The following is a 25,593-nucleotide window of genomic DNA, read 5'->3' as shown; positions in this document are numbered from 1 at the left end:
GATGGAACAAAAGAACTCGATCCCCTTCACCATCGTCGTGGCTTTGCTGTTCATTTTCCTGCTGGCACCGGTGCTTCTCGTCTTCCCGATGAGCTTTTCGGGCGACAGCTTCATGTCGTTCCCGCCATCGTCGTGGAGCCTTCGCTGGTATGAGGCGCTGCCGCAGAACCGCGTCCTGATCAATGCGTTGTGGACGAGCCTTGGCCTCGCATCGGTGGTCACGATCCTGTCGCTGATCATCGCGATTCCAGCAGCCTACGCTATCGCGCGGATGCAATTTTTCGGCCGTGAAGCACTATTCGCGCTTTTCACGGCACCGCTCCTGCTTCCATCCATCGTGCTTGGCCTTGCAATCCTGATCGTCTTCGTGGGAGTCGGGTTGATTTCGACTTTTCCCGGGCTCGTTCTTGCCCATCTCGTCGTCACCTTGCCGTATGCGCTGCGTGTTCTCGCCACCGCTCTGTCGACGCTGCCGCATGATGTGGAAGAGGCCGCCGCCAGCCTCGGCGCAGCGCCCCTTACAGTGTTTCGCCGCGTGACGCTCCCGCTGATGACGCCCGGTATCGTGGCGTCCGCCGCACTCGCCTTCCTCGTTTCGTTCGACGAGGTTGTGATATCGCTCTTTGTGGTCGGTCCACGCATTACCACGCTGCCGGTCGAGCTCTATCGCTATGTGGATACGCGCGCCGATCCGCTCGTTGCCGCCGCTTCCGTATTTCTCATTTTGGGAACGGTCGCCGTAGTCCTGATCGTCGAGCGCACGATGGGTCTCAACAAGGCCGTCGGGAAAAACTGAGGATTGCGGCCACAACTACGCTGATAATCTGCCGAGCCCAATTAAAGCGGACGCGCCTTTCCCGGTCCTTCAGGCCAACGCCGGGCGGGCTATAGCAACCATTCATGATCAGGGTCGGCGATAAAGCGCCACTTGCGCAGGGGGCCGGCCATCACGTTGAGATAATACATCTCGTAGCCGTGCGGAGCACCGCAGGGATGATGACCGCGAGGTACGAGCACCAGATCGTGGTTCTTCACCGTCATCGTCTCGTCGAGCGCGCCATCCTCAGTGTAGACGCGTTGCACGCCAAAGCCCTGCACGGGGTTCAGCCGGTGATAGTATGTCTCCTCCAGATAGGTGATCTCGGGAAACCGGTCTTCGTCGTGGCGGTGGCTCGGATAGCTCGACCAGTGTCCAGCAGGCGTGAAGACCTCCGTCACGAGCAGACTGTCGGCAACGTCGTTATCCTCCATCGCGATGTTATTGATATACCGTGTATTGGAGCCCTCGCCGCGCGGGGTGAGCACTATGCCATCTGGGCCAAGCCGTCGCGCTTCCTGCCCGCCCTTGCCCGGCGCGAGGCAGACAGCAAGTGTACAATCGGTTTCGGCCACCGCCTGCCACTCCCTGCCGTTCGGCGCGTACAGACAGTGCGGCGGCGTCTTTTCGAAAACGTCCATGCGTTCGCCGAGAACGCCCCAATCCTGACCGGCCGCCTGAACCCGAGCCTTTCCCTCGACCATGACGATGATCGCCTCGTTCGACCCCAACGAGCCACCGGCTTCATCCCCGGCTTTCAGACGATGAAGCTGGAAGCCGACATAGGTCCAGCCCGCTCCCTGCGCGGTGATGTCGTGAACGAGGCCAGTCTCGCCGAGGGGCTTGCGAAGGAGGTTCATGCCGCATTCCTTCCGCGATCGAGTCCGGCGTCGCGCGCCATCGTCCTAAGCGCCTTCAACCCCATTGCCTGGTAATGTTTCGGTTCGCGAACGGACGGGTCCTGCTCGGCCTCGATGACGAGCCAGCCCTCGTAGCGGTGCTCGGCCGCGGTTTTTAGGACCGGCGCGAAATCGACGCCGCCCTCCGGATCACCCGGAACGGTGAACACACCGCGCCGTACGCCTTCGAGAAAGGAAAGCTTCTCCTCGCGAACCCGCCGCATAATGTCTGGGCGCACGTTCTTGGCATGGATATGCGAGACGCGGTCCATGTGACGACGCGCAAGTTCGGCCGGGTCGCCCCCGCCGAAGAAGCAATGCCCGGTATCGAGGAGGAGGCGCGTCGCGGGGCCGGTTTCGGCCATGAGGCGATCGATCTCGGCCGGACTTTCGACCACCGTTCCTATGTGATGATGGTAGACGAGCGTGATGTCCTGCGCGGCGGCATATGCGGCCAATGCCTCGATACCCGCACCGAAGGCCTGCCATTCTTCGTCGCGCAGCACCAGCTTGTCGTTCACTGCTTTTGTATCGTCGCCATGGATCGCATTCGACGTTTCGCAGACGATGATCACCTTCGAGCCGACCGCCTTCAGGAGATCAAGGAAGGGCTGCATCGCCGACTTTTCGGCCTCGATGTCATTGATGAGGAGGTTGCTCGAATGCCAGCCCGAAACATAGCGAAGCCCGCGAGATCCAAGCTCCTTTGCGATGCCCTGCGGCGTGTCGGGCAGCTTGTGCCCCTTCTCGATGCCGTCGAAGCCGATAGCAGCCGCCTCGTCGAGGCATTGTTCCAACGAAATGTGGGCGCCAAGCGAGCGGTCGTCGTCATTGGTCCAGGCGATCGGGTTGGTGCCGTAGAGGATCATCCGCGTTCCTTCAGCTTGTTCTCGTAAGCGACGCGCGCGTCCCGCACTTCCGCGCGCCCGGAGGTTTCAGGTACCGCGACGTCCCACCAGTGGCCGCCATGCGGGGTCGATAGATAGGGATCGGTCTCGATGACGACGACGTAGGGACCGGTCATTTCCGCCCGGCTCGCCAGCGCCGCCTCAAGTTCGGCGATGCTGCCTACCTTGACGGCTTCAGCGCCCATTGCGCGCGCATGGGCGACGAAATCGATTGCCGGTGCGTTGGCAAGGTTCGAGGAGGCGTAGAGATTGTTGAACTCGGCACCGCCCGTGCCCAACTGCAGCCGGTTGATGCAGCCAAAGCCGCGATTGTCGGTGACGACGATGGTGATGGCGATGCCCATCATGGCGGCTGTCGCCATCTCCGAATTGGCCATCATGTAGGAGCCGTCGCCGACCATACAGACGACGTCGCGCTCCGGCTGGGCGAGCTTGATGCCGAGTGCCCCGGCGATCTCGTACCCCATGCACGAATAGCCGTATTCCATGTGATAGGCACCGGGGCGCGGGGCCTTCCAAAGCTTGTGCAGTTCGCCCGGCATGGTGCCGGCCGCGCACATCACCACAGTGTCCGCGTGGCTGGCACGCTGCACGGCGCCGATCACCTGCTGGTCGGTCGGCAGTGCATTTTCGCTGTCCTCGGGCGCGGCGGTGAGCGGGTCGACAGCGGCAAACCATGCGGCTTTCAGGCCGACCTTAGGGGGCGGCGCACGGTGGTCGCCCAGCGCGACCGTGAGCGCGTCGAGCGCGCTAAGAGCGTCGGCGCAGAGCGGCTCGGCACCGTGCTTCATCGCGTCATAGGCAGCGACATTGACCGAGACGAGGCGCCGCGCGGGGTTCGCGAACAAGTCCCACGATCCGGTTGTGAAATCCTGGAAGCGCGTGCCGACACCGATGACGAGATCGGCCTGCGCGCTCACTTCGTTGGCCGAAGACGCGCCGGTGACGCCGACCGGGCCGAAGTTCCATTCGTCATCCCATGAAAGAGCCGACTTGCCGGCTTGGCTCTCGACGACGGGAATGCCGAAGCGCGCGGCGAAGACCGCCAGCGCCTCGCACGCCCCCGAATAATGCACGCCGCCACCGGCCACGATGACGGGCGACTTCGCTGCGCGGATGAGCCGCGCCACCGCCTCGACTTCGCGCGGATCGGGTGCCGGCCGTCGCCTGTGCCAGACGCGTGGCGCAAAGAAGCTCTCCGACCAGTCATATGCCTCAGCTTGTACATCCTGGCAAAAAGCAAGGGTGACTGGGCCGCATTCGGCCGGGTCCATCATCACGCGCATGGCGCGTGGCAAGGCGGTTAGAAGCTGTTCGGGTCGGGTGATGCGGTCGAAATAGCGGCTGACGGGTTTGAAGGCATCGTTCGCCGAGACGGTGCCATCGGCAAAATCCTCGATCTGCTGCAGCACCGGGTCGGGACCGCGCCCGGCGAAGACATCGCCCGCCACGAGAAGCACGGGCAACCGGTTCACATGGGCAAGCGCGGCGGCCGTGACCATGTTGGTCGCGCCCGGCCCAATGGAGGATGTGACCATCATCGCACGGCGGCGGGAAAGTTGCTTGGCATAGGCAATGGCGGCATGCGCCATCGTCTGCTCGTTCTGGCCGCGAAGGGTGGGGAGCGCATCGCGCGCGCCTTCCAGCGCCTCGCCGATACCCGCGACATTGCCGTGGCCGAAGATCGCCCAGCATCCGGCGATGAAGGGCTCGCCTTCCTCTGTCATCTGGTTGGCGAGGAAGCGCACCATGGCCTGCGCGGCCGTCAGGTGGATCGTCGTCATGCCGCGGCATCCTCTCTCGCTTGCGGCCGCGCCTCGTCCCAAAGGGCGCAGAGCGCGGCGAAATTCTCGGCCATAAGCTGCACGGCGGTATCGTCGTCCATGCGCCCGGCCAGCCAGTCGCGCGCAGGCTCACCGAAGATCGTGCGGCCGACGGCGAAACCCTTTACCAGCGGATGACGTGCGGCCTCGCGGAAGCTTGCCGCAAGCGCGTCCCGGCTCGCGTCAAGCCCAAGGACGACGACTCCCCGGCAATGCGGGTCGTTTTCCTCGATCGCGGCGCAGGCCTGTTCCCAGGCGTGCGCGCTCGTCAAAGGCTCCAGCTTCCACCAGTCGGGGAAAATGCCGATCTCGTAGAAGCGGCGAATAAGCCGTGCCGTCGTCTCGTCATCGACCGCCGCGACCCTGGAGGGGATGATCTCTACGAGGAACTCCAGCCGGTTGCGGCGCGCGGCGGTGAAGAGCCTGAAGAGCGTCTCCTCCTGTGCCTTGCGCATCTCCTGCTCGTCGTTCGGGTGGCAAAAGCACAAGACCTTGACGACCTGTTGCAGCGGCCACTCGCTCAATCCTCCGCCATCGGGTCCGAGTTCGGCCTCGAGTTGCAGCGGGCGCGAACCGGGCAGTTCGACGGGGCGGCCAACCCAAAGGCCGGTGCCGCTTGCCGCATGCAGCGCGCGGCGGCCAAGGCGATCGTCGCACAGAAGACCGTAACCGGGCCGCCCGTCCGCCACCTGCATCGTGGCGCGCAGGCACAGTTCCTTGAAATGGCCGATCTTCGAAGGGCTCGCGCCCTCCATTTCCTCCAGTTGCATGCGGTGGTCGAACGCGAAGACGCGCATCGCGGGCCATTGCCCATGCCGATTTGTCGACCAGTGAAGCTGCTCGAGTTCGGCGTCATTGCGAAGGTCCGGCCGCACAACGCCGCGCTTCAGGAAGAATTCCAGTTCCGCAAGGCTCGGATAGGCCGGCGTACAGCCGTGGCGCGAGACCGCGAAAGCGCCGCAGGCATTGGCATATTCGAGCGCGCGGGGCCATGCCTCGTCGTCGAGCCAGCCTTTCAGGAGGCCGGACATGAAGCCGTCGCCTGCGCCGAGCACGTTAAAGACCTCGATCGGGAAACCGGGACCGGTCTCGCCCTCGTCGAGGGACGCGGGGATTTCACCAGTGAAGGCCACGGCACCCGACGCACCGCGTTTGCATATAAGTGTCGCGGAGGTCTTCTCGCGCACCTTGCGCAGCGCCTCCAACGTATCGGTCGAACCACCTGCGATGTGGAACTCCTCCTCGGTGCCCACAATCAGGTCAAAGAGCGGCAGGTGAGCCTGCAATCGCGCCGTGACGGCCGCACTCTCGATGAAGCGGTTTTCCCCGTCGCCATGCCCCGACAGGCCCCACAGGTTCGGCCGGTAGTCGATATCGAGCGCGGTGCGCGCGCCGTGGAGGCGGGCAAGGCGCAAGGCCTTTAGGACTGCCGCTTCGGTGCGCGGGTTCGACAGATGCGTTCCAGTGACGACCACCGCGCGAGCCTCGGCGATAAAGCTCTCCTCGATATCGTCCTCGCACAGCGCCATGTCGGCGCAGTTCTCGCGATAGAAAATGAGCGGAAAGGCATCCTCGTCGCGAATGCCGAGAATAACGAGAGCGGTCAGGCGTTCAGGATCGGTCCTCACGCCGCGCGTGTCGACGCCCGCCTTCGCCAGTTCCTCGCGCAGAAAGCGGCCCATATGCTCGTCGCCGACGCGGGTGATGAGCGCCGATTTCAGGCCGAGGCGTGCGGTGCCCGTCGCCATGTTGGTGGGCGAGCCGCCGACATATTTCTGGAAGGAGCCCATGTCCTCCAGCCGGCCGCCGACCTGCGACCCGTAAAGGTCGACCGACGAGCGGCCGATGGTGATGACGTCGAGCGGCTTCACACCGTGCCTCCGAGCGAGCCTTCGAGTTCAGCCATTTCCTGGCCGCCGGCCATCAGATCCTGCAACTCCTCGGCTTTGATCTGGCCGCGCGCGGCGGTTCCGAGCGTCTTGCCGCGATTAAGAACGGTGAACCGGTCGCCGACGGCGAGCGCGTGGCGCACGTTATGCGTGATGAAGACCACACCTATTCCGGACTTTCGGACCTTATCGATGGTGGACAGGACATTGGCGGTCTGGCGCACGCCCAGCGCGGAAGTCGGCTCGTCGAGAATGAGCACCTTGGCGCCGAAATGAACCGCGCGAGCGATAGCCACCGTCTGTCGCTCGCCCCCGGACAACGTACCGACGGCCTGCTCGGGTTCGCGCAGGCTGATGCCCATTTGCCTCATCTTTTCCATGGTGACGCGATTGGCCTCCTTGAAGTCGATGAACTTGAAGGGGCCGACGCGGCGCACCGGTTCACGGCCCATCCAGAAATTGCGCGTCACACTCATCAACGGAATCATCGCCAGATCCTGGTAGACGGTGGCGATGCCGGCTGCCATCGCATCGCGGGGATTAGCGAAGACGACCGGCTCACCGCTGACTTTCATCTCGCCGCGCGTCGGCTTGTGGACGCCGGCCATCGTCTTGATGAAAGTCGATTTGCCGGCACCATTGTCGCCGAGAAGGCAGTGACACTCGCCTCGCCGGACATCGAAGGACACCTCGTTCAGTGCGATCACCGGGCCGAAATGTTTGGCGATGTCCTTCATTTCGATCAGAGGGGCTGTCTCGATCGGCGACGACATCAGCGTTCCCCCGTGATCATGCGACGGATATAGGTGTTGAAGATCACCGCCAGGATCAGGATCGTGCCGAGAAAGACGCGGAACAGCGAGCTTTCGGCCTGGGCGAAGAACAGGCCCTGCTGGACGACGCCGAAGATGAGCGCGCCAAGAGCGGCACCGACGATCGTGCCATATCCGCCGGTCAAAAGCGCGCCGCCGATGACGACGCAGATGATCGCCTCGAACTCCTTCAAAAGCCCGCGATCGGCAGCCGCCGAGCCGAACTCCATCACCTGACAGGTGGCGAAGACCGTGGCGCAAAAGGCGGTGAACATGAACATCAGGATCTTCACCCGGTTCACCGGCACGCCGACATAACGCGCCGCCTGTGCATCGCCGCCGCTCGCATAAATCCAGTTGCCGAACCGCGTGCGGGTTAGAAGGATATGTGCGAATATGATGAGTGCGAGCGCCCACATGATGACCATCGGAATGCCGTCGACGATTGGCTGACCGGTGCGCGCCCCGCGCGTGTAGGTCGCAATCCAGTTATTCTCGGCCATCCAGACGAACAGGCCGCCGAAGAGCTTGCCGCCGAAAAGCCAGGCGAGCCAGTCGCCTTCCGCGAGCGGCGCCACGCCCCCGATGATGGTCTGGCGGGTTGTCAGGATCGACAGCCAGATCGTCAGCCCGCGCAATATGTAGAGAAAGGCGAGAGTAACGATGAAACTCGGCAGGCCGGTGCGGATGACGAGAAAACCGTTGAGTGCGCCGATTGCGATCGCGACCGCGAAAGCGGCCAGAATAGCAGCCCATACCGGCCAGCCCCACTGAACCGAGAGGATGGCGATTACGATCCCCGAAAAGCCGATCATCGATCCGACCGAGAGGTCGAACTCGCCCGCGATCATCAAGAGGCAGGCACCGACCGCGATGATTGCGAACTGGGCCGAAACGACCGTCCAGTTCATCGTTCCCTGAAGGTTGAACATGCCCGAATCGCGAGCGATCGCGAAGAAGAAAACGAAGACCAGTATGGCTCCGCAAACTGCTCCCAGTTCCGGCCGGATCATCGCCGAGCGCAGGCGCGATCTGGTTTGGATGCGTTCGTCGGTTGCTGCGCTCATCGCGCCGCCCTCCCTCAATCATGGAACGTCCGAAAGCCGCTGGCAGATGGCGGGGCTGTTGCCCCGCCCGCTGGTGGCTAGCGATATTCGCCGGCGAGCGCCTCGACCTGGTCGAGATTGTCGACCGTGATGAAGCCGGGACCGGAATTGACGTCGTTCGATGGGATGACGCCGTAGCGGCTGTAATTGGTCAAAAACACAACGGGCAAATAGCCCTGCAGGAAAGGTTGCTGGTCGATTGCGAAGTCGATCACGTCGTCGCGGATCGCCTGCGCGATCGCGGGCGACAGGTCGAAGGTGGCAAAGACGATATCATCCCCACCAAGCCCCTGCTCTGCTACAGCGCGAATAGTCGGCTCGGCCGAGTTGGGTCCAAGCGTCAAGATCGCGTCCGTGTCGGGGTTCGCCGTCAAATAGGCTGACACCGCGTTTTGCACCTGAGCGGGATCGAGCCCGGAATCGATCATCTGGTTGCCGAGTTCGACGCCGAGACCTTCGGCAAATCCCTGGCAACGTTCTACCGAGGCGGGATTCGTGATGTAATGGTTCACGCAAAGGAAGGATGTCGCGCCGCCTTCCTTGGCCCGTATTCCGGCAAGGCGGCCCGCCTCGTGCTCGGGCTGGCCGACATGCATCAATGCACCGAGTTCAGCCGATTGTTCGGCCGTTCCGGAATTGATCGTTATCACCGGAATGCCCTGATCGACAGCGGCGCGGATCGGTCCGGAAAGCACATCGAAATCGGCAATGGTCACGATGATGCCGTTCGGCTGCGCGGCCGTCGACTGTTCCACGATACGGGCCATGTCAGCCAGATCGCCAGTCGGCGGGTTACGATAATCGACCGTCACGTCCAGCTCGTCGGCGGCAAGCGCGATGGAGTTGCGGATGGTGTTCCACCACGAGTCGGAATCGGGTGCGTGGCTGATCAGGACGAACTGCTCGCCGCCCGTCTCCTGTGCCGAGGCGGAAAGCGGTTGACCGGTGACAGCAAAGCCCAGCGCGGTCGCGCCCAGAAGAAGCGTTTTCATGAAATCCTCCCACGGATCGTTTCACCGGCTCTCCCTTGGCACCGGAATGAATGGAATATTCCGTCCATTTTCTGAAAAGCGCAAGCCTCTATTCCAAATTTGTTTCCGAAAGCCGCTTCAGGTTCGCTTTTGGGCCAGCGCGTGCGCACGGCGCGTTCCGGTCGCCACCGCAAGTGCAGTGGCAAGCGAGAGGGTCGCGGCAAGTGGACGAAAGGCACCGACATCGACTTCGTTGACTGTCAGGATCGTGCAGTCGAGCCGCCTCAGCGGGCTCGTCAAAGTGTCAGTGATAGCGACGACCGGGAGACCACGCCGCCGCGCCTCCTCGGCAAGTTCGATCGTTGCCGGGGTGTAGGGAGCGAATGTGACGGCCAGCAGGGCGTCGCCCGACCGCAGCGCATGGTGGGTGTCGATCTGCCCTACCGAGCCATGCATCATGGACGGAATTTCCATCTTCTCGAGCATATAGGCCATGTAACTGGCGACGGGGAAGGCGCGGCGAAACCCCGCAATATGAAGTGTCCCGCAGCGCGCCATGGTTTCGACGGCCGTCTCGAGTGCCGCAGCATCGATCTTCTCGGCAAGATTGGCCAGCGAGTGGCGGCCGGCCTCGACGAACTCGGCGAGGAGCCCGGCAGGCGAGTCCTGACCTTGCGCGCGCAGCGTCTCGATACGTGTCGGATAATCAGGCCGGCGCGGCGCGTAAATATCGCGAAACAGCCGCTGCATTTCCGAAAAGCCCGAGAACCCGAAAACCTGGCAGAAACGCACAAGTGCCGAGGGGGGGACCTCGGCCACCTGAGCAAGTTCCGCCACAGTCGATACCGCGATGCGTTCGGGAGCGCGCGCGACAAGATCGGCACATTGGCGCAGGCGCTTCGGCAGGCCTTCACTCTCGGCCGCAAGACGCTCTTGGAAAATCATCATCCGGTGCGCGGCACTTTGATCCGACATCGCTTCTCCTTCGACCAGTGACTTGACAGCACAAACCCCAATAGATCAATTAATGGAACAAATATTCCATTTCGACAAGCCGCAAGGAGGATTGCGGCGGCGAATGGATGGGAGAGAACATGCAAGACATCGGCGTCGGCCTTATAGGCACGGGCTTCATGGGCAAGGCGCACGCGCTCGCCTGGTCGAACGCCAACCGGGTGATGGGTGGCCTGCCGCCCGTGCGTCTCGAACTGCTTTGCGATACGCCGCTGCAAAAGGCCGGGGAGATGGCGGCTCAGTTCGGCTTCGCACGATCGACCGACGACTGGCAGAGGCTCATCGCCGATTCGAACGTCGATGTGGTGTCGATTACAACCCCGAATGCACTTCACCGGCCGATGGCCGAAGCGGCGTTGGCCGCCGGGAAGCACGTCTGGTGCGAAAAGCCGATGGGCGTGACGCTCGCCGATGCCGAAGCGATGGCGGCGGCTGTCGGCGACAGGACCACGCTCGTCGGGTACAATTACCTTCGCAATCCGGCTTTCCAGCATGCCCGACACCTTATTGCGCAAGGTCGCATCGGGCGGCTCTTCCATCTGCGCGGCTGGGTTGACGAAGACTATCAGGCCGACGGCTCGCTGCCCTGGACATGGCGCTGCCGCTCAGCCGAGGCAGGCCTGGGAGCGCTGGGCGATATTGGCGTGCACCTCATCTCGCTCATGCAGGCGCTTGCAGGGCCGATCGTTTCAGTCGTCGCGGAAACCGCGGCCGCCTACCCCACCCGACCGATGCCCGGTGGCGGAGACGGTCCGGTCGAAAACGAGGATTTGGCCTCGGCGCTGGTTCGCTTCGAGACGGGTTTCCACGGCACGATGACGATCTCGCGTGCCGCCTGGGGCCGCAAAGGTTCACTTGGCTTCGAGGCGCACGGAACCAACGGCATGCTCGTTTTCGATCAAGAGCGGCTGAACGAACTTCAGCTTTACGTTAACGAGGGCGAGACGGCAGAGGCAGGCTTTCGTACGATCCTGACGTCGGGGGAACATCCACCTTATGGCGCATTCTGCCCGGCGCCTGGCCACTCTCTCGGCTTCAATGATCTGAAGACAATCGAAGCGGCAGACCTGCTGACCGCTCTTGCCGGCGGAGCGAAAGCCGGCCCCGATTTTGCCGAAGCACTCGCTATCGAGCGCGTCGCCCATGCCATCGCCCGCTCGGCTGAGCAGGATGGGCGCCGGATTCAGGTTTCTAACATTTGCGGCTGAGCCGCGGTCAAAACCCCTTGAAAGGTCACAACATGCCGCTTTCCATCGCTGTTCTGGGTGCCGGGCGCATTGGCAAGGTTCACGCCATCGCCATTGCCGCTACGCCGGGCGTGCAGCTCGTTGCCGTTGCCGACGCTCATGCGCCTTCGGCGCAGGAACTGGCAGACACCCATGGTTGCCGCGTGGCAACTATCGAAGACATCGCGGCCTCCAGCGACGTTGACGCCGTGGCAATCTGCACGCCGACCGACACGCATGCCGAGCTGATCGAGCTTTTTGCGAAGGCCGGAAAACCGATTTTCTGCGAAAAGCCGATCGACCTTTCCCTTGATCGTGTGAAGCGCTGCCTTGCGGTCGTCGAGGAAACGGGCACACCCTTGATGATCGGCTTCAATCGTCGCTTCGACCCGCATTTCGCCGCGCTCAAGCGAACCATCGAAGAGGGGCGGATCGGCGATATAGAGCAGGTGATCGTGACAAGTCGCGACCCCGGTCTGCCGCATCTCGACTATCTTCCGCGCTCAGGTGGTCTCTTCCGAGACATGACGATCCATGATTTCGACATGGTGCGCTTTCTCTTGGGTGAAGCGATCGAAAGCGTCTTCGCCACCACCTCCGTTCTGGTCGATCCAAAGGTGGGCGAACTCGGCGACGTGGATACGGCGAGCGTGATGCTGCGAACGCCAAGCGGACGGCAGGCGGTCATCGTGAATTCCCGTCGCGCGACCTATGGCTACGACCAGCGTATCGAGGTTCACGGTTCGACCGGCATGGTCACGGCCGAGAACCAGCACGAGGCCGCCGTAACACTCGCGACCGGTGCGGGCTACACGCGCCCACCCCTCCAGAATTTCTTCATGACGCGCTATGCAGCAGCCTACCGCGCAGAAATTGCCGCTTTTCTGAAGGCACTTGAAACCGGCGAGGCCATGACCCCTTCAGGAATGGACGGGCTGATGGCACTGAAACTTGCCGATGCCGCAGACGTTTCGGCGCGGGAGGCCCGTGTCGTGCGGCTGGCAAATGGCTTGACCTGACGCAGACATTGCTTGTCCCATGAGCAGCTTTCTCGAATCCGCGTGACGCACACTATGAAAGGCTTGGCTTACCAATCAGCGCGCGAATTTATTGCTGCTGATGCAGGTCGAGCAGCCCTTTCAATTGAGCGTCTGACTGCCGCCGCGTCACGGGCCGCTCGATCATGCGCCAGACGCGAGGAGGCGTGTCGCTCTTGTGCAGGCTACGTATGGTATCGCCGATGATTGCGTCGGCCTGGGTCAGGCGCTGATTGTATCTTACATATTCGATCCATGTCGGCAGATGATAGGTCTCGACCCAGCGCTCGGGATGCTCCATGTCGCGCATGAGGCTCCATCGTCGCGCGCCGTCGCGTTTTCGGATGCGGCGGCGTTCGGCCATGAGCTCGGTGAAGTCCGATACGTCGGCATTGTCGATTTCGTACTCGATCATGATCTTCACCGGGCCGCTGCGTGGCTGGATGTCGAGTTCGAGCTTCGGCTGCCGCCACCTTGTCAGTGGATCGAGATTGAGCGTCTCGAGCGCCGGCAGCGCAAGATGCCCGACGAAACCAAGAGCGCCCGCCACAGCCATGGCGAGGGCTGCGCCGAGCAGAGCCGTCGACGGGTCGTAGACGTCGGCTACGACGCCCCATATCCAGCCGCCCAGCGCCATACCCCCGAATATGGCTGTCTGGTAAAGCGACAATGCGCGCCCGACCACCCAGCGCGGTGTGGATAACTGGACCGTGATGTTGAACGAGGACAGGACGATCACCCACGCGGCGCCCGTGATCAAAAGAGCGATGCAGGTCAAAATCGCATATGTGCTCAGCGCCATCGTCAGCGCCCCGAAGGCAAACGCGGCCATGCAAATGCGTACGGTAAATTCGGACGTAAAGCGCTCGCGAACGATGCCGCTGGCGACCGCGCCGAGCACAGCCCCGATGCCGAATGCACCGAAGAGGACGCCGTAAAGGAGAGCACCGCCTTGAAGGATGTCGCGCGCGACGAGCGGCAGCAGCGCGAGGATGGCAATCACGGCGAACCCGACGACGAGGCTGCGCAGCAATACCTTTTCGAGATTTGGCGACATGGCGATGTAGCGAAGGCCCGCCTGTATCGCCAGGCCGAGCGACTCGCGCGGCAGCGTCTTTTCGGCTCGTTCGGGTTTCCATCGCAGCAGAACGAAAATGAGGCCGACATAGCTTGCCGCATTGATCGCGAAAGCGGCCGCCGCTCCTAAGCTGGCGACGATGACGCCGCCGATCGCCGGTCCGACGCTGCGCGTCAGGTTGAAACTCATGCTGTTCAGCGCGACGGCGGCAGGCACATCCTGTCTTGGCACCATGTCACCGACCGATGCCTGCCATGACGGATTGTTGAGCGCCGTGCCGCTGCCGATGAGAAACGTGAAGGCGATAAGCAGCCAAGGCGTCAAAAGCCCGGCATAGGCGGTGATCGCCAACAGCGCGGACACCGTGAGCATGAAGCACTGCGCCGTCAGCATCACGTTTCGCCGGTTGTAATTGTCCGCGATCGCGCCTGAAACAAGCGAGAACAGCATGATCGGCAGCGCTGTCGACGCCTGAACCAATGTGACCATGCTCGCCGACGACGAAATGATTGTCATCAACCACGCCGCGCCGACCGTCTGAATGAGCGCACCGAAATTGGACGCGAGACTGGCGAACCAGACCGACCTGAAAACGGGATGACCGAGCGGAATGAGCGGAGGCAGGCGTTTGGTATTCAAGACGACGTCCGAAATGGAAAGGTCCAACCACCGCAAATCGCTTCGATGCGCTCTCCGGTTCGGCTACGAACCTTGCGCCGGTTTTATCGTCAGTTCAACGAGCAATGTCGCCCCAGCTTCCATCTACCCTGAAGATGATCGTGCCGGTTCAGGGTGCTCGCGCTGACGTCGTCCAGACAACAAGATTGAATACCCTTCCACTGTGTCAGGTTCACCCCTCAATTGGCCGGCATCTTTATCGAATCGTCGAGATATTGATTGGTGTAGGCATCTTTCACGTCGAAGGGCTGCTCGAGGTCAAAATAGGTGGCGACCATCTCGTAATCGGCCGCCACCCGCTCGGGGTCGAAGGCGCCCAGTGCCACAGTTGTCGTGGTTTCGTCGGTCATCAGTTCCTTGATGCGGTTCCATTGATCGGTCTGGTTGGAATGATCAAGACCGGAGACCTCGCTCATCAGCGCCTCAAGGCATGGATCGACATCATCCACACATGCTGCGAAGGCGCGCTGCGTGACAGCGGCAAAATCAGCGATGAGTTGCTGGTTGTCAGCAAGGAAAGCGCTGTTGACGATGATGGAGTTGCCATACGGATTAACGCCGATATCGCGCCAAGCGACGAAACCAAGATCGTCCCCAAATTCGCGAACCTTCAGGTCATGTTCGTTATAAAAATCGCTGGTGATATCGATCGCGCCACTCTTGAGCGAGGTAAGTTTCGCCTGAGGCGACACGTTCACGAAACTCACCGAATCCGCGTCGATACCTACGGTCTCCGCAAAAAGCGGCCACATCACCCGCGACGCATCCGCCGGCGGATTTCCGATCGAGTGGCCCGGAAAATCTTCCGCAGTTTCGATGCCGCTGCTCTTGAGCCAATAAAAGCCCTGCGGAGAATTGGCGTAAACTGTCATGATGGCGGTCGCGTCAGCACCCTGCCCCTTGGACAGAAGCACCGTCGCCATGTCCGCGATACCGATTTGCGAGAAGCCGGCGCCGACGCGTTGCGCCGCCGCGCCGGACCCACGCCCTGCCTCGATTGTGAGATTTATGCCGGCTTCCTCGTACCAACCCTGTGATTTGGCATAGTAATATGGGGAATGATCCGCAGTCGGCACCCAGTTCAGCACCATGTTGACATCGGCAGCCTGGGCGCCGGTCGAAACAATCAAGGCTGCCGATATGGCTGAAAGCATCGTTGTCTTGCGAAGCATCATGGGGTCTCCAGCGTTTTAAGCGGTTTCGTATCAGGCGATGTTCGTCCCACATTCGGAAAAGCCGAGTGGCAAACTATAGGCACGGATGTTACGTTAGATCAACAATCAGTCAACCGTTTGGTTACAACGGAGAACAACAAGCATGGACGCTCACCCGGCAGTTGGCCGACGCAAAAGCAAACCGGAAACGCAACGCCGTGACCCGGCGGCGACGAGCCGCTCATTGCTGAGAGCAGCAGTTTCCGAGTTCAGCGAATTCGGTTTTGAAGGGGGGCGTGTCGACCGCATCGCGAGACAAGCCGGCGTCAACAAGCAGCTCGTCTACCATTATTTCGGCAGCAAAGAGGAACTCTACAGGGCAGCCCTTGAAGAGGTGTACCGGGAGATCAGAGAACGCGAGCAGGAACTGCATCTGTCCGACCTCGGGCCGAAGGAAGCTATGGAAACCCTGGTTGGTTTCTCGTTCGATTATCTTGCCGACCACCCCGAGTTCATCGCGTTGATCAATGACGAGAATCGCATGGACGCGCGGCACTTGAAAGCATCCGACAAGGTTACGGAGATGCATTCACCGATCGTGCGACTTGTCGAGGAGACGCTCGGGCGTGGCGTCAAGGCTGGCATTTTCAATGACCGTTTCGGGCCGGTGAACCTCTACCTCTCGATCGCAGCACTGTCCTTTTTCTACTACGCCAATCGCAGCACATTATCGGTGATCTTCGACCGCGACATGGGGTCTCCTTCACAGGTCGGGCGGCGCCGTCAACACGTGATCGATCTCGTCTTGTCAGCATTGAGGCCGTGACAATAAGATCAATCAACTGGTTGGTTGACCGCTCTGAAATTGCATACTAGCCTGCTCCAAAACAAGGGAACGGGCATGGTTTCAGCAGCAGAAGTTACGCCACGGGATGAGGCAGCGCGTCTGGAGCGGCGACTGGTAAATCGAATGCGCTTGGTTGCTGTAGGCGCGCATGTGGCTGCGTTTGCCCTTTGGGAAATCCTGGTCCGGGTTCTCGAGGTGCCGCGCTTCATCTTGCCTGCTCCGAGCCAGATTCTAGCGACCTTGGGTTCGGCCCGCTACGACTGGGTCGGCAATAGCTGGGTGACAGGCATCGAGATCGTTGGCGGATACCTGCTGGCAACCGTTCTTGGCGTTGCGACCGCGCTTCTGTTTTCATGGTCGCGTGTGTTGGTAATGGCCGTCTTTCCGCTTCTGGTGACGCTGAACATGATCCCCAAGGTGGCGCTCGGCCCCCTTGTCATCGTCTGGTTCAGCTACGGCATTTCGACCAATATCCTGATCACCTTCTCGCTTTGCTACTTTCCTATTTTGCTGACGACGGTTCGGGGTCTGCGCGAGGTGGAGCCCGATCTTCTGGACCTGGTTAAGTCGCTCAAGGGATCGCGCTGGCAGATGTTCCTCTACATCCAGCTTCCCGGTGCGCTGCCATACATATTTTCCGGAATGAAAGTTGCCGCGATCCTGGCGGTTGCAGGCGCAGTGGTCGGCGAATTCATCGCTTCCGATCGGGGACTTGGATATCTGATGATACAGGTTCAGGCCTCGCTCGACACCCCGGCCATGTTCATGGCTGTCACCTTGATCACGCTTATCGGCATCGCGCTTTACCTGTCTGTGATGCTGCTCGAAAACCTGATCGTTCCCAAGGATGCGAGGATGCCATCGTGAATATCGAACCTAACATGCGCGGCATTGAATTGCTCGATCCCGCGCATCTGCCCGATGGCTTCGACAGCCCACAGGAACTCGATGCGTTTCTGGCTCGTCCTTCAAAGGTACTTGTCCAAGATATGGCGTCGCTCGAAGGCGACATCATGATCCTTGGCGCCAGTGGAAAGATGGGACCGAGCCTTGCCCGGTTGGCCCGTAACGCCGCGCCCGGTAAAAAAATCATCGCGGTGGCAAGATACGGCGATCCTGACGCCCGAAGCGAACTTGATCACGCAGGCGTGGAGACTATCGCCTGCGACATGTTGGACGCAAACTCTCTCTCAACCCTGCCAAAGGTCGAAAACGTCATCTTCATGGCCGGACGCAAATTTGGCTCGGGAGGCAATCAGCCACTCACCTGGGCGACCAATGTCCATATGTCCGCATCGGTGGCACAGACGTTCACCGGCTCGCGCATCGTCGCGTTCTCGACGGGTTGCGTCTACGCTTTTTCGTCAACCGACGGCATGGGGTCCGACGAGACTTCACCGCTCGACCCGCCCGGTGAATATGCGCAATCCTGCATAGGGCGCGAGCGTATGTTCGAGTATTTTTCTCAGGTACACGAAACGCCGGGGCGGCTCTATCGCCTGAACTACGCGATCGACCTTCGATACGGGGTGCTGCACGACATCGCGGTGAAGGTGCGCGACGGTCGGCCCATCGACGTGTCCATGGGGCATGTCAACGTCATCTGGCAGGGAGACGCCAATGCTATTGCCCTGCGTTGCCTGACACAGGCAAGCGTGCCGACAAGCCCGATCAATGTGACCGGGCCAGAGGTCATCCCCGTCCGCTGGCTGGCCGAGACATTTGCCGAACGTCTCGGTCGGGAGGCTGTCATCACCGGTCAGGAATCGCCGAAGGCATGGCTGTCAAATGCTCGCCTTTCGAACGGCCTGTTCGGCTACCCGATGGTGTCCCTCGACAAGATGATCGGCTGGACGAGCGACTGGGTCGCGCGCCAGATGCCCTCTCACAATAAGCCCACGCATTTCGAGGCGCGCGATGGTTCCTACTAAGATGGAGACACCTCATCCGTTGTCAGCCGCGCATATCGGTGAGGCGATGGAACTGGTCGCCGAGGCCGGCTGGAACCAGCTACCCGCCGACTGGCTGCAATTCATCCAACGCGGAGAAGTGCTCGGTATTTTCGACGGTGCGACTCTTGTCGCAACCGCTGCCATCATGCCCTACGACAACGATTTTGCCTGGATAGGCATGGTTCTGACCCGCAAGGCATGGCGCGGGCGCGGAATGGGCACTGGCCTGCTCAAGGCATGCATCGCCCGGCTAGAGGCAGCTGGCCGCACGGCATGGCTGGACGCCACCCCGGCGGGAGAGCCCATTTATCGGGCGCTCGGCTTTCAGCCGGTCGACACCTTTCAACGCTGGCAAGGTGTTGGTGGTTCGTCCGCTTCCTCTGACACCGGACCTGAAAGCATGACCGCGATTGCCACCGCCAATGTCGCGTTCGGCGCGGATCGCACGGCGTTTCTCCTCAGCCTGAAAGCTCGCTGCCCCGCCGCTTACCGAGCGACTGATACCGGCGTTTCATTCGGGCGCGATGGCCGGATCGCGACCCAGATAGGCCCGGTGATCGGCTCCAGCGAGGATGCGATCATCGAACTCGTCGATCACGCGATCGCCGCGCTTGACGGTCCCGTCTTTCTTGATGTGGCCGATCGCTATGAACAACTTGCCGAATATCTGCGCACCCGTGGTTTTACGACACAACGTCCATTCTTGCGGATGAGGCGCGGGCCGCACGAAATGCCGGGCGAGGCCGCGCGCATGGCCGTAATCGCCGGACCTGAATTCGGATAGGAACAGCAAATGGGCCTGCACCACACGCAACTGCCAAGTGACATCAGCGCTATCCTGCGCCGAGGATCGGTGATCCCTGCACATCCGCTTGCTCTCGATGCACGGCGCAAATTCGACGCCAGGCGCCAGCGTGCGCTTACACGATACTATGTCGATTCCGGTTCCGGTGGTCTCGCCGTCGGCGTCCACACCACCCAGTTCGCAATCCGTGATACCGGGCTTTACGAACCGGTACTGAAAGCGGCCGCCACCGACGCGGCAGAATGGACGGATCGCCCGCTCGTTATGATCGCCGGCGTGGCGGGCAAGACCGGACAGTCGATCGCCGAGGCCCGCATTGCGCGCGATCTTGGCTATCATGCTGTGCTCGTCAGCATGAGCGCCATGCGCGGTAGCTCAGGCGAAGAGTTGATCGAGCACTGCCGCGCGATAGCCGACGAAATGCCGATCATCGGCTTTTACATGCAAAGCGCCGTTGGGGGTATCGACCTCGACGCCGCGTTCTGGCAGCGCTTTGCGTCGATCGACAACGCGATTGCCATAAAGGTTGCCCCGTTCGATCGTTATCGTACCCTCGACGTGATGCGCGGCGTCGTTGCGGCAGAAGCTGAAGAGCGCATCACGCTATATACCGGCAATGACGATCACATCGTCGCCGACCTTCTCACACCCTTCGACATTCCAAGAAACGGCGACATACTACGGATACGCTTTCGCGGCGGCCTTCTCGGACACTGGTCGGTATGGACGAGCAAGGCGGCAGAACTTCTCGAGCGTATCCATGCGGTCAGCGATGCTCGCGACCCCGTTACAGCCGATCTTCTGGCACTCGATGCGCGCGTGACCGATTGCAACGCGGCTTTCTTCGATGTCGCCAATAAGTTTCACGGCTGTATTGCTGGTTGCCACGAGGTTCTGCGAAGGCAGGGGCTCTTGGAAGGTATCTGGTGTCTCGATCCTCAAGAGGGACTGTCCCCCGGCCAGGCCGAAGAGATTGACCGCATCTATGCTGCCCATTCAGACCTTGCCGACGATGCTTTTGTCGCGGCCAACCGCGAGAGGTGGCTTTCATGAGTGGTGTTGCAGAACAACCCGTCCGCAATGACGTCGCACCTCTCATCCGTTTGCAGAACGTCCGCAAGGTCTACCGAACCGGGGGCGCTGAGTCGCTTGCCGTTTCGGACGTCACGATCGACATTCACGAAGGCGACTTGCTTTCCATCGTTGGCCCGTCCGGTTGTGGGAAGACGACGGTTTTGAAAATCCTTGCGGGCCTTCACAATGCTGATGGCGGTTCGGTTCGCATCGGCGATGGTCACAATTCGTTTGCCGAGGGGCGGGATGTGGGCATGGTGTTCCAGCAACCGCTGCTATTGAAATGGCGCACGATCGCCGAGAACGTGATCCTGCCCGCACAGATACTCGGACTTCCAGTCAAAGCTGCACGCGAGCGCGCCCGTGACCTGCTTGAAATGGTCGGTCTTGGGCACGCGGGCGAAAAATATCCGTTCGAACTGTCCGGTGGCATGCAACAGCGCGCCGCAATCGCCCGCTCGCTCGTTCACGATCCCAAACTGGTCCTGATGGACGAGCCATTCGGTGCGCTCGACGCCATCACGCGTGAGAAGATGAACCTTGAAATGCTGCGCATCTGGCAGGAAAGCCGCAAGACTTTCGTTTTCGTCACGCACGGCATCCAGGAAGCGATATTTCTGGGCTCGCATTGCGCGGTGCTGACCGCTGGGCCAGCGCGCATGGCTGACCATTTCAGGATCGAACTGCCCTATCCACGCAAGCTCCATATGAAGACCAGCGATATGTTCGGCGCCTACGTTAAAAGGGTCTATCGGCAACTGGGGATGGAGTGAACTTGGATGCGAAATTCATTCTGCAGGCCAGCTAAGCCCTGAACAGCCTCAGTTCGCGGCCCTTGTGGGTCCATCCCCCATCAAATAGTAATTATTAATTTGATTGAAAATTGAATTAATATCATCTTTAGATATTAATATAAATAAATTATTATCTACAGGATTAGATAACTCAAGCGCGTCAATTTCTATCCGCTCGCAGTCCAATTCAATGGCCTTGACATTGTCGCGCAAAGTTTCTGTCCTTTCGCGCGATGCGAAAGCAGAGGTTAGTTTCAAATACCGTCGTACAGCTCGCAGTGGACGCACGACATTATCGCGCCATTCCTGTGTGTACTTGTCAGCCCTCTCAATGTCAGCGTCGCTGAATTTGCCTTCGTTATGGCTGGCAAGCCAAACCATATAGATCAGGACATTGACATCCACACCAGCCCTGTCCTGTAACTCTAAACAAAGCGGCGCAACGCCGTCTCTCGCATAAAACTCCAGTGCAAAATCCCACAGCCTCATGGCACCTCACCTCTCGAGGTTGAACGCGTGCCTGCCAGTCGAGCATCGTAGAGCCTTTGAAGTTCACGCCGGTTGGTAACGCCGAGCTTTTGGTAGGCGCGTTTGCGATATGTAACCACGCTGGCAAAACTTATGCCGGATCGCGCGCAGATGTCGTGCTGTGTCCACCCTGCGATCATCGCAGAAGCGACTTCGACTTCGCGGCGGCTGAGAATAGGATCGCAACTTTGGAGACACGCTGCGATTTGGGCCGGCGATAGACGTGCCGATGCAAAGCTATCGTCCATTATGGTGACATGCTTTGCCAGCGTCGCGATTAAAATAGGGGCCAGTTGTTCGAGCCGCTCGCGTTCGAGCGCATCGAAACCACCGCGAGGGCGGGCCCGATATGCGCTGGCGAATAGCCGGGGCTCAGCTGCATGATAGAAACTTAGCCGCTCGACGACTTCGGCTCTTTCATAGCAGTCTCTCCTGTATTCGGCATCGCTGATGGAGGCTGGTGACTGGCGCAAAACACGAATCGATCCGCCTTCGGATTTCTCGGCGAATACCTGCCGACTGATCCGGTCTCGCCTCCAGAAACGAAGCAAATACGCCCACGATGCCTCCTCGGCAAAACCGGGCGACATCTCATAGTCTCCGCACGCGAAAAGATAGCGTAAACTGCCATCTGGCTGAACTGCGAATGCTGAACACAGATCGACAGCGGCGACAGTGTTCAGCAAGCGATTAAAGGACGAAGAAAAGCCATCGTTACCCGTTTGTGAAACGAGCGAAGCTATAGCTTCCACATATCCGGCGTCGTTCACCGCGCAATCCTCTCAAGATCTGGCAACGTCCCCCTAGAGGGGCGACAGAAGTTGCCCGGCGTGTGGGCTAATTTCGAATGGTTTTGCGCAACCATCGGAGGAAAAACATGACCACCGCACCGAGGATAAAGGGCCTTTATCATTTTTCTTACCCGTGCCGGGACGGCGAAGAGACCAGGCGTTTCTACGAAGAATTTCTCGGTCTGCCGCTGGTCAATTGCATGCAGGCGGATCGGGTGCCCAGCACCGGAGAGGAAAAACCATACGCGCATTTTTTCTTTGAAATGGGGGATGGTTCGTACATGGCTTTTTTCGATCTGGGCGAGAACGTCATGCCGCTGCCATCGCCGAACACGCCTGACTGGGTCCAGCATTTCGCCATGGAGGTGGATACGGTCGAGGAAGTTATCCAGATGAAGGACAGGCTGAACAAGGCGGGCGTGAAGACGACGGACATCGTCGATCACGATTTCATCAACTCCATCTACTTTTTCGACCCGAACGGGCTGAGGCTGGAGGTGACGGCGCGCACCGAAGCGCCCGGCTACCTTGAAAAGGCGGCGTCCGAAGCGCATCAGGAAATGGATAACTGGATGAAGAGAAAGGCGGAACTTTCCGCCAATCGCCGGTAAAAAAACCGAGGCAAACGATGCGCGCGGTGCCGGATCGTCAAGCGGCGATCCGGCATTTACCGCACTGATTGCGGTGCTGTTCACACCAGCAATCCCTGGCGATGGCTCCAGTCCATGACCCGATCGGTGCAGACTTTCAGAAGCTCCGGTTGGCCGAGATAGTAATGGGTCGCGCGGGGAATCGTCAGATATTCCTTTTCCGGTGTGCCGAGCAGCCGTGCAACCGTTGGATTATGCGTCGCGGGGACAGCCTCGTCCGCATTATTCTCGATCTGCAGTACAGGCGTGCGCTGGATCAACGGTGCGTTGATGGTCGCCCTGGCATTCGACAGGTCATAGCTCCATTGGCTTAGCCACGAACGCAAGGTGGTGAAGCGAGCAAGTCCAACTGGACCAACATTCACCGTGCGCGGATCACCCATATAGCTTGTACCCACGGGACGGTCGTTGGGATCGATCGCAGGATCGAACCACCTTACGTCGCACATGGTCCGATGGACGACGAAGGCCCGTTCCTTCTCGAACGAATTGCGGCTGCGTAACGTGTCCAGAATATCCTGGCACCAGGCGGTGATCTTGCGATTGCGAGCAATCTGAGCATCGCGGAAGCGCGCTACGAATGCAGTGTCGTACGGCGGCTGAAACGGGCATTCGGGCGAATAGATATCCAGATCGGGATCGCGGTTTTCCGGATCCAATTCGTCCTGTACTGACGGGTCGAGCCATTCGGTCAGTGTTTCGGCTCTGGAGAGGTGCGCCGCGATGAAAACCACGCCGTCGGCTGGTATCAGTCCGGCGGAAACCAGATCGACCTCGTCGCCGGCCGGCGTGTGCGTAATGGTCGGACTTTCGGCCTGTGCCTGATAGAAGAGCGAAAGGGAACCGCCACCCGACCAGCCGACGAGGACAATCTTGCGGTACCCAAGCTCGTCGCGCGCGTAGGCGATCCATTTTCCAAGATCGATGACAACCTTTTCCATGATCAGCGCGCTGTCGTTTTTCGGGTAGCGGCTTGCTGCGCACAGCACATGCAACCCGATATCCGCAAGAGCGATCGGCATCGGCAGGAGTTGCAACGTGGAGGTTGGATGCATGAACACGTAAAGTGTTTCGGAGGTACTTTCGTCTGCACGAAGAAGTTGGCCTTCGAGATTGATCATGCCCGAATTACCGGCAAAGCCGTAGCTTTCAGTGAAACTTGCGGTGTCGGGAAAGGATACGATGAGCGCAGTGCGCTTCCAGTTCTCACGACCTGCCGCAATCATGTTCAGTGCACCCCGTTGCGATCAAGCCAGTCCAGCGTTCGCGACCATGCAAGTGCGGCACTTTTCGGCTCGAAGCTGGCGCGTTCGTCACAGTTGAAGCCGTGTCCGGAGGGATAGACGTGAATTTCGGATTCGGGTCGCTTTCGCCTGATCGTCTCGACATCGACAATCGGGATCGTATGGTCCATCTCGCCAAAATGCATCAATACCGGGCAACCCGGCACCTCGGCAGCTCGTAGGGCGATCTGACCACCATAGTAGACGATCGCCGAGGAAATTCCGGACATGCGCGTGGCACACAGAAAGGCGAGCGAGCCGCCGAGACAAAAACCGAGCGCCGACACCTTGCCGGTTTGCCCGGCGATCGCCGCTCGTGCAGCCTCCGCGTCCAACAAGGCGGCATCCCAGTCGAACCGAGCCAACAACGGCCGGGCCGCGGTTATCTCATCGGCCGAATAGCCGGATTCGAAATCAGGAGACAGACGATCGAACAGTTGGGGCGCGATAGCGACATAGCCTTCCGCGGCCAGACGGTCCGTGACCGCGCGGATATGAGAATTCACGCCGAAGATTTCCTGGAACACCAGAACGCCGCCGCGCGGCGAACTGTCGGGTTCAGCAAGGTAGGCCGACAGTTCGTGTCCATCTGATGCGCTCGCTACGATTGTTCGTGACTTCACATAAACCTCCCTTTGCGGCTACCCGGCAAATCGGTGTGGGCGAATTGTCATGGCTGATATGCCAGCTGCCGCGAAATCTGATCGGCGACGGCGCGCACGCGCGACGCCGTCTGCCCGTTCGCGTGCAGTTCCCTGTCACTGCTCATACCCAAAAGGGTAACCGCAGCGGTGATGTCGCCGGAAAAATCGAAGATCGGGGCAGAGATCGAGGCTGCGCCCATGTTAAGCTGATTGTCGGAAAAGGCGACGCCACCCTGCCTTATAGCATCGAGCCCGCGCTCTATCGGTATACGCAGATCGTCCTCGACGTTTTCGCCGCGCAGAATCTGATCGATCGCAGTCCGGGGTTTGTGGGCAAGGAAAACCTGCCCAGTCGCCGACTTATAAAGGGGAAGCACGTAGCCGACCCGCATGGAAAACGGCATTTCAATCGTGCTTTCCACCTTCGATATGATCACCGGCCCTCTGTTACCCCACACGGACAGAAACACGAGGAGGCCGGTCTCGGCTTGCAACTCGTCCATCCCCTGACGCGCAACCTGCACCACGTCGAGCTGCCGCAGGGCGGCGGCGCCTAACTGAAGCGCATACGGCCCAAGCCCATAACGCATGGACACCGGATCCTGCTCAATCAAGCCGATTTGCGTAAAACTCACCATGTAAAGATGGGCTTTGCTGGCCGGCATTTCGGCCTGCTCTGCGATCACACTGAGCGGGAGTTTTCCGTTGGCGCGTTCGAGCACGCGGATCAGCCGGAAACCGACATCGATCGATTGAATTCGCCGTTGGTTACGGGCGGGAACGGAACCGGTATCGTTCATTTTAAACTCGTGG

25 protein-coding genes are annotated in these 25,593 nt (G+C 60.4%); 10 read left to right on the top strand and 15 right to left on the bottom strand.

What is annotated here, in order from left to right; translation table 11 throughout:
- Position 1: 1 nt before the first annotated feature.
- Positions 2 to 796, top strand: coding sequence for an ABC transporter permease (locus ACX82Z_RS00960; RefSeq protein ID WP_459586285.1), 795 nt, complete (start codon positions 2 to 4; stop codon positions 794 to 796).
- Between the two features lie 89 nt (positions 797 to 885).
- On the opposite strand, the gene iolB is transcribed toward ACX82Z_RS00960, so the two are convergent.
- From iolB to ACX82Z_RS00920, 8 genes are all read right to left on the bottom strand, one after another.
- Complete coding sequence (iolB, locus tag ACX82Z_RS00955; protein WP_459586284.1) at positions 886 to 1,677, bottom strand: 5-deoxy-glucuronate isomerase; 792 nt, start codon at positions 1,675 to 1,677, stop codon at positions 886 to 888.
- Positions 1,674 to 2,585, bottom strand: coding sequence for a myo-inosose-2 dehydratase (gene iolE / locus ACX82Z_RS00950; protein ID WP_459586283.1), 912 nt, complete (start codon positions 2,583 to 2,585; stop codon positions 1,674 to 1,676). The genes iolB and iolE overlap by 4 nt, the downstream gene beginning before the upstream one ends.
- Complete coding sequence (gene iolD, locus ACX82Z_RS00945) at positions 2,582 to 4,408, bottom strand: 3D-(3,5/4)-trihydroxycyclohexane-1,2-dione acylhydrolase (decyclizing) (protein ID WP_459586282.1); 1,827 nt, start codon at positions 4,406 to 4,408, stop codon at positions 2,582 to 2,584. Before iolD ends, iolE begins: the two co-directional genes overlap by 4 nt.
- On the bottom strand, positions 4,405 to 6,318 hold the full coding sequence (locus tag ACX82Z_RS00940; protein WP_459586281.1) for a bifunctional 5-dehydro-2-deoxygluconokinase/5-dehydro-2-deoxyphosphogluconate aldolase: 1,914 nt from the start codon (positions 6,316 to 6,318) through the stop codon (positions 4,405 to 4,407). The genes iolD and ACX82Z_RS00940 overlap by 4 nt, the downstream gene beginning before the upstream one ends.
- Entirely contained in the window at positions 6,315 to 7,073 is a 759-nt protein-coding gene (locus tag ACX82Z_RS00935; protein ID WP_459591205.1) for an ATP-binding cassette domain-containing protein, read from the bottom strand. Before ACX82Z_RS00935 ends, ACX82Z_RS00940 begins: the two co-directional genes overlap by 4 nt.
- A gap of 35 nt (positions 7,074 to 7,108) precedes the next feature.
- Entirely contained in the window at positions 7,109 to 8,215 is a 1,107-nt protein-coding gene (locus ACX82Z_RS00930) for an ABC transporter permease (RefSeq protein WP_459586280.1), read from the bottom strand.
- A 77-nt stretch (positions 8,216 to 8,292) separates the two neighbouring features.
- Positions 8,293 to 9,246 (bottom strand): sugar ABC transporter substrate-binding protein, encoded by a 954-nt coding sequence (locus ACX82Z_RS00925; RefSeq protein ID WP_459586279.1) that lies wholly within the window; start codon positions 9,244 to 9,246, stop codon positions 8,293 to 8,295.
- Positions 9,247 to 9,363: 117 nt separating this feature from the next.
- Positions 9,364 to 10,200 (bottom strand): MurR/RpiR family transcriptional regulator, encoded by an 837-nt coding sequence (locus ACX82Z_RS00920; protein ID WP_459586278.1) that lies wholly within the window; start codon positions 10,198 to 10,200, stop codon positions 9,364 to 9,366.
- Between the two features lie 119 nt (positions 10,201 to 10,319).
- On the opposite strand from ACX82Z_RS00920, the gene ACX82Z_RS00915 reads away from it, so the two are divergent.
- Both ACX82Z_RS00915 and iolG read left to right on the top strand, forming a co-directional pair.
- Positions 10,320 to 11,447 carry a Gfo/Idh/MocA family protein gene (locus tag ACX82Z_RS00915; protein ID WP_459586277.1) on the top strand — a complete coding sequence of 376 codons (1,128 nt, stop codon included), beginning with the start codon at positions 10,320 to 10,322 and terminating at the stop codon, positions 11,445 to 11,447.
- 32 nt (positions 11,448 to 11,479) lie between these two features.
- A complete protein-coding gene (iolG, locus tag ACX82Z_RS00910; RefSeq protein ID WP_459586276.1) occupies positions 11,480 to 12,484 on the top strand; it encodes an inositol 2-dehydrogenase in 1,005 nt (334 codons plus the stop codon).
- Between the two features lie 88 nt (positions 12,485 to 12,572).
- On the opposite strand, the gene ACX82Z_RS00905 is transcribed toward iolG, so the two are convergent.
- Together ACX82Z_RS00905 and ACX82Z_RS00900 are read right to left on the bottom strand one after the other, a co-directional pair.
- Positions 12,573 to 14,219, bottom strand: coding sequence for an MFS transporter (locus tag ACX82Z_RS00905; protein ID WP_459586275.1), 1,647 nt, complete (start codon positions 14,217 to 14,219; stop codon positions 12,573 to 12,575).
- Between the two features lie 218 nt (positions 14,220 to 14,437).
- The gene (locus ACX82Z_RS00900) at positions 14,438 to 15,430 is read right to left on the bottom strand and encodes an ABC transporter substrate-binding protein (protein ID WP_459591204.1); all 993 of its coding nucleotides are present in this window, start codon (positions 15,428 to 15,430) and stop codon (positions 14,438 to 14,440) included.
- A gap of 145 nt (positions 15,431 to 15,575) precedes the next feature.
- On the opposite strand from ACX82Z_RS00900, the gene ACX82Z_RS00895 reads away from it, so the two are divergent.
- The 6 genes from ACX82Z_RS00895 to ACX82Z_RS00870 all read left to right on the top strand — a co-directional run bounded on the left by ACX82Z_RS00895 (position 15,576) and on the right by ACX82Z_RS00870 (position 20,863).
- The gene (locus ACX82Z_RS00895) at positions 15,576 to 16,238 is read left to right on the top strand and encodes a TetR family transcriptional regulator (RefSeq protein ID WP_459586274.1); all 663 of its coding nucleotides are present in this window, start codon (positions 15,576 to 15,578) and stop codon (positions 16,236 to 16,238) included.
- A 144-nt stretch (positions 16,239 to 16,382) separates the two neighbouring features.
- Positions 16,383 to 17,126: an ABC transporter permease gene (locus ACX82Z_RS00890; protein WP_459586273.1), complete on the top strand. Its 744-nt coding sequence runs from the start codon at positions 16,383 to 16,385 to the stop codon at positions 17,124 to 17,126.
- Positions 17,123 to 18,190 carry an NAD-dependent epimerase/dehydratase family protein gene (locus tag ACX82Z_RS00885; RefSeq protein ID WP_459586272.1) on the top strand — a complete coding sequence of 356 codons (1,068 nt, stop codon included), beginning with the start codon at positions 17,123 to 17,125 and terminating at the stop codon, positions 18,188 to 18,190. The genes ACX82Z_RS00890 and ACX82Z_RS00885 overlap by 4 nt, the downstream gene beginning before the upstream one ends.
- A complete protein-coding gene (locus ACX82Z_RS00880; protein WP_459586271.1) occupies positions 18,177 to 18,995 on the top strand; it encodes a GNAT family N-acetyltransferase in 819 nt (272 codons plus the stop codon). The genes ACX82Z_RS00885 and ACX82Z_RS00880 overlap by 14 nt, the downstream gene beginning before the upstream one ends.
- A 9-nt stretch (positions 18,996 to 19,004) precedes the next feature.
- On the top strand, positions 19,005 to 20,069 hold the full coding sequence (locus ACX82Z_RS00875) for a dihydrodipicolinate synthase family protein (protein WP_459586270.1): 1,065 nt from the start codon (positions 19,005 to 19,007) through the stop codon (positions 20,067 to 20,069).
- Positions 20,066 to 20,863 (top strand): ABC transporter ATP-binding protein, encoded by a 798-nt coding sequence (locus ACX82Z_RS00870; protein ID WP_459586269.1) that lies wholly within the window; start codon positions 20,066 to 20,068, stop codon positions 20,861 to 20,863. The genes ACX82Z_RS00875 and ACX82Z_RS00870 overlap by 4 nt, the downstream gene beginning before the upstream one ends.
- 48 nt (positions 20,864 to 20,911) lie before the next feature.
- Here the strand turns inward: ACX82Z_RS00870 and ACX82Z_RS00865 are convergent, their stop codons facing one another.
- Together ACX82Z_RS00865 and ACX82Z_RS00860 are read right to left on the bottom strand one after the other, a co-directional pair.
- On the bottom strand, positions 20,912 to 21,373 hold the full coding sequence (locus ACX82Z_RS00865; protein ID WP_459586268.1) for a TIGR02444 family protein: 462 nt from the start codon (positions 21,371 to 21,373) through the stop codon (positions 20,912 to 20,914).
- Positions 21,370 to 22,182 (bottom strand): helix-turn-helix transcriptional regulator, encoded by an 813-nt coding sequence (locus tag ACX82Z_RS00860; protein ID WP_459586267.1) that lies wholly within the window; start codon positions 22,180 to 22,182, stop codon positions 21,370 to 21,372. The genes ACX82Z_RS00865 and ACX82Z_RS00860 overlap by 4 nt, the downstream gene beginning before the upstream one ends.
- A gap of 77 nt (positions 22,183 to 22,259) precedes the next feature.
- Here ACX82Z_RS00860 and ACX82Z_RS00855 point away from each other — a divergent pair, with 77 nt between their 5' ends.
- Complete coding sequence (locus ACX82Z_RS00855) at positions 22,260 to 22,814, top strand: VOC family protein (protein ID WP_459586266.1); 555 nt, start codon at positions 22,260 to 22,262, stop codon at positions 22,812 to 22,814.
- An 80-nt stretch (positions 22,815 to 22,894) separates the two neighbouring features.
- Here the strand turns inward: ACX82Z_RS00855 and ACX82Z_RS00850 are convergent, their stop codons facing one another.
- The 3 genes from ACX82Z_RS00850 to ACX82Z_RS00840 all read right to left on the bottom strand — a co-directional run bounded on the left by ACX82Z_RS00850 (position 22,895) and on the right by ACX82Z_RS00840 (position 25,580).
- Positions 22,895 to 23,974, bottom strand: coding sequence for an alpha/beta hydrolase family protein (locus ACX82Z_RS00850; RefSeq protein WP_459586265.1), 1,080 nt, complete (start codon positions 23,972 to 23,974; stop codon positions 22,895 to 22,897).
- A 107-nt stretch (positions 23,975 to 24,081) separates the two neighbouring features.
- A complete protein-coding gene (locus tag ACX82Z_RS00845; protein ID WP_459586264.1) occupies positions 24,082 to 24,759 on the bottom strand; it encodes a dienelactone hydrolase family protein in 678 nt (225 codons plus the stop codon).
- Positions 24,760 to 24,806: 47 nt separating this feature from the next.
- The gene (locus ACX82Z_RS00840) at positions 24,807 to 25,580 is read right to left on the bottom strand and encodes an IclR family transcriptional regulator (protein ID WP_459586263.1); all 774 of its coding nucleotides are present in this window, start codon (positions 25,578 to 25,580) and stop codon (positions 24,807 to 24,809) included.
- Positions 25,581 to 25,593 lie beyond the last annotated feature (13 nt).

The organism is Aliihoeflea sp. PC F10.4 (assembly GCF_054612275.1).
Note: the sequence above shows the minus strand (reverse complement) of the source record. Positions and strands in the feature narration are given on the sequence as shown.

Coding starts and splice junctions, on each gene's coding strand:
- ACX82Z_RS00895 (WP_459586274.1), top strand. CDS start 15,576: ATGGACGCTCACCCGGCAGTTGGCCGACGCAAAAGCAAACCGGAAACG.
- ACX82Z_RS00850 (WP_459586265.1), bottom strand. CDS start 23,974: ATGATCAATCTCGAAGGCCAACTTCTTCGTGCAGACGAAAGTACCTCC.
- iolB (WP_459586284.1), bottom strand. CDS start 1,677: ATGAACCTCCTTCGCAAGCCCCTCGGCGAGACTGGCCTCGTTCACGAC.
- ACX82Z_RS00865 (WP_459586268.1), bottom strand. CDS start 21,373: ATGAGGCTGTGGGATTTTGCACTGGAGTTTTATGCGAGAGACGGCGTT.
- ACX82Z_RS00925 (WP_459586279.1), bottom strand. CDS start 9,246: ATGAAAACGCTTCTTCTGGGCGCGACCGCGCTGGGCTTTGCTGTCACC.
- ACX82Z_RS00960 (WP_459586285.1), top strand. CDS start 2: ATGGAACAAAAGAACTCGATCCCCTTCACCATCGTCGTGGCTTTGCTG.
- ACX82Z_RS00920 (WP_459586278.1), bottom strand. CDS start 10,200: ATGTCGGATCAAAGTGCCGCGCACCGGATGATGATTTTCCAAGAGCGT.
- ACX82Z_RS00855 (WP_459586266.1), top strand. CDS start 22,260: ATGGTTTTGCGCAACCATCGGAGGAAAAACATGACCACCGCACCGAGG.
- ACX82Z_RS00870 (WP_459586269.1), top strand. CDS start 20,066: ATGAGTGGTGTTGCAGAACAACCCGTCCGCAATGACGTCGCACCTCTC.
- iolD (WP_459586282.1), bottom strand. CDS start 4,408: ATGACGACGATCCACCTGACGGCCGCGCAGGCCATGGTGCGCTTCCTC.
- ACX82Z_RS00840 (WP_459586263.1), bottom strand. CDS start 25,580: ATGAACGATACCGGTTCCGTTCCCGCCCGTAACCAACGGCGAATTCAA.
- ACX82Z_RS00900 (WP_459591204.1), bottom strand. CDS start 15,430: ATGCTTCGCAAGACAACGATGCTTTCAGCCATATCGGCAGCCTTGATT.
- ACX82Z_RS00880 (WP_459586271.1), top strand. CDS start 18,177: ATGGTTCCTACTAAGATGGAGACACCTCATCCGTTGTCAGCCGCGCAT.
- ACX82Z_RS00930 (WP_459586280.1), bottom strand. CDS start 8,215: ATGAGCGCAGCAACCGACGAACGCATCCAAACCAGATCGCGCCTGCGC.
- ACX82Z_RS00915 (WP_459586277.1), top strand. CDS start 10,320: ATGCAAGACATCGGCGTCGGCCTTATAGGCACGGGCTTCATGGGCAAG.
- ACX82Z_RS00890 (WP_459586273.1), top strand. CDS start 16,383: ATGCGCTTGGTTGCTGTAGGCGCGCATGTGGCTGCGTTTGCCCTTTGG.
- iolE (WP_459586283.1), bottom strand. CDS start 2,585: ATGATCCTCTACGGCACCAACCCGATCGCCTGGACCAATGACGACGAC.
- iolG (WP_459586276.1), top strand. CDS start 11,480: ATGCCGCTTTCCATCGCTGTTCTGGGTGCCGGGCGCATTGGCAAGGTT.
- ACX82Z_RS00875 (WP_459586270.1), top strand. CDS start 19,005: ATGGGCCTGCACCACACGCAACTGCCAAGTGACATCAGCGCTATCCTG.
- ACX82Z_RS00935 (WP_459591205.1), bottom strand. CDS start 7,073: ATGAAGGACATCGCCAAACATTTCGGCCCGGTGATCGCACTGAACGAG.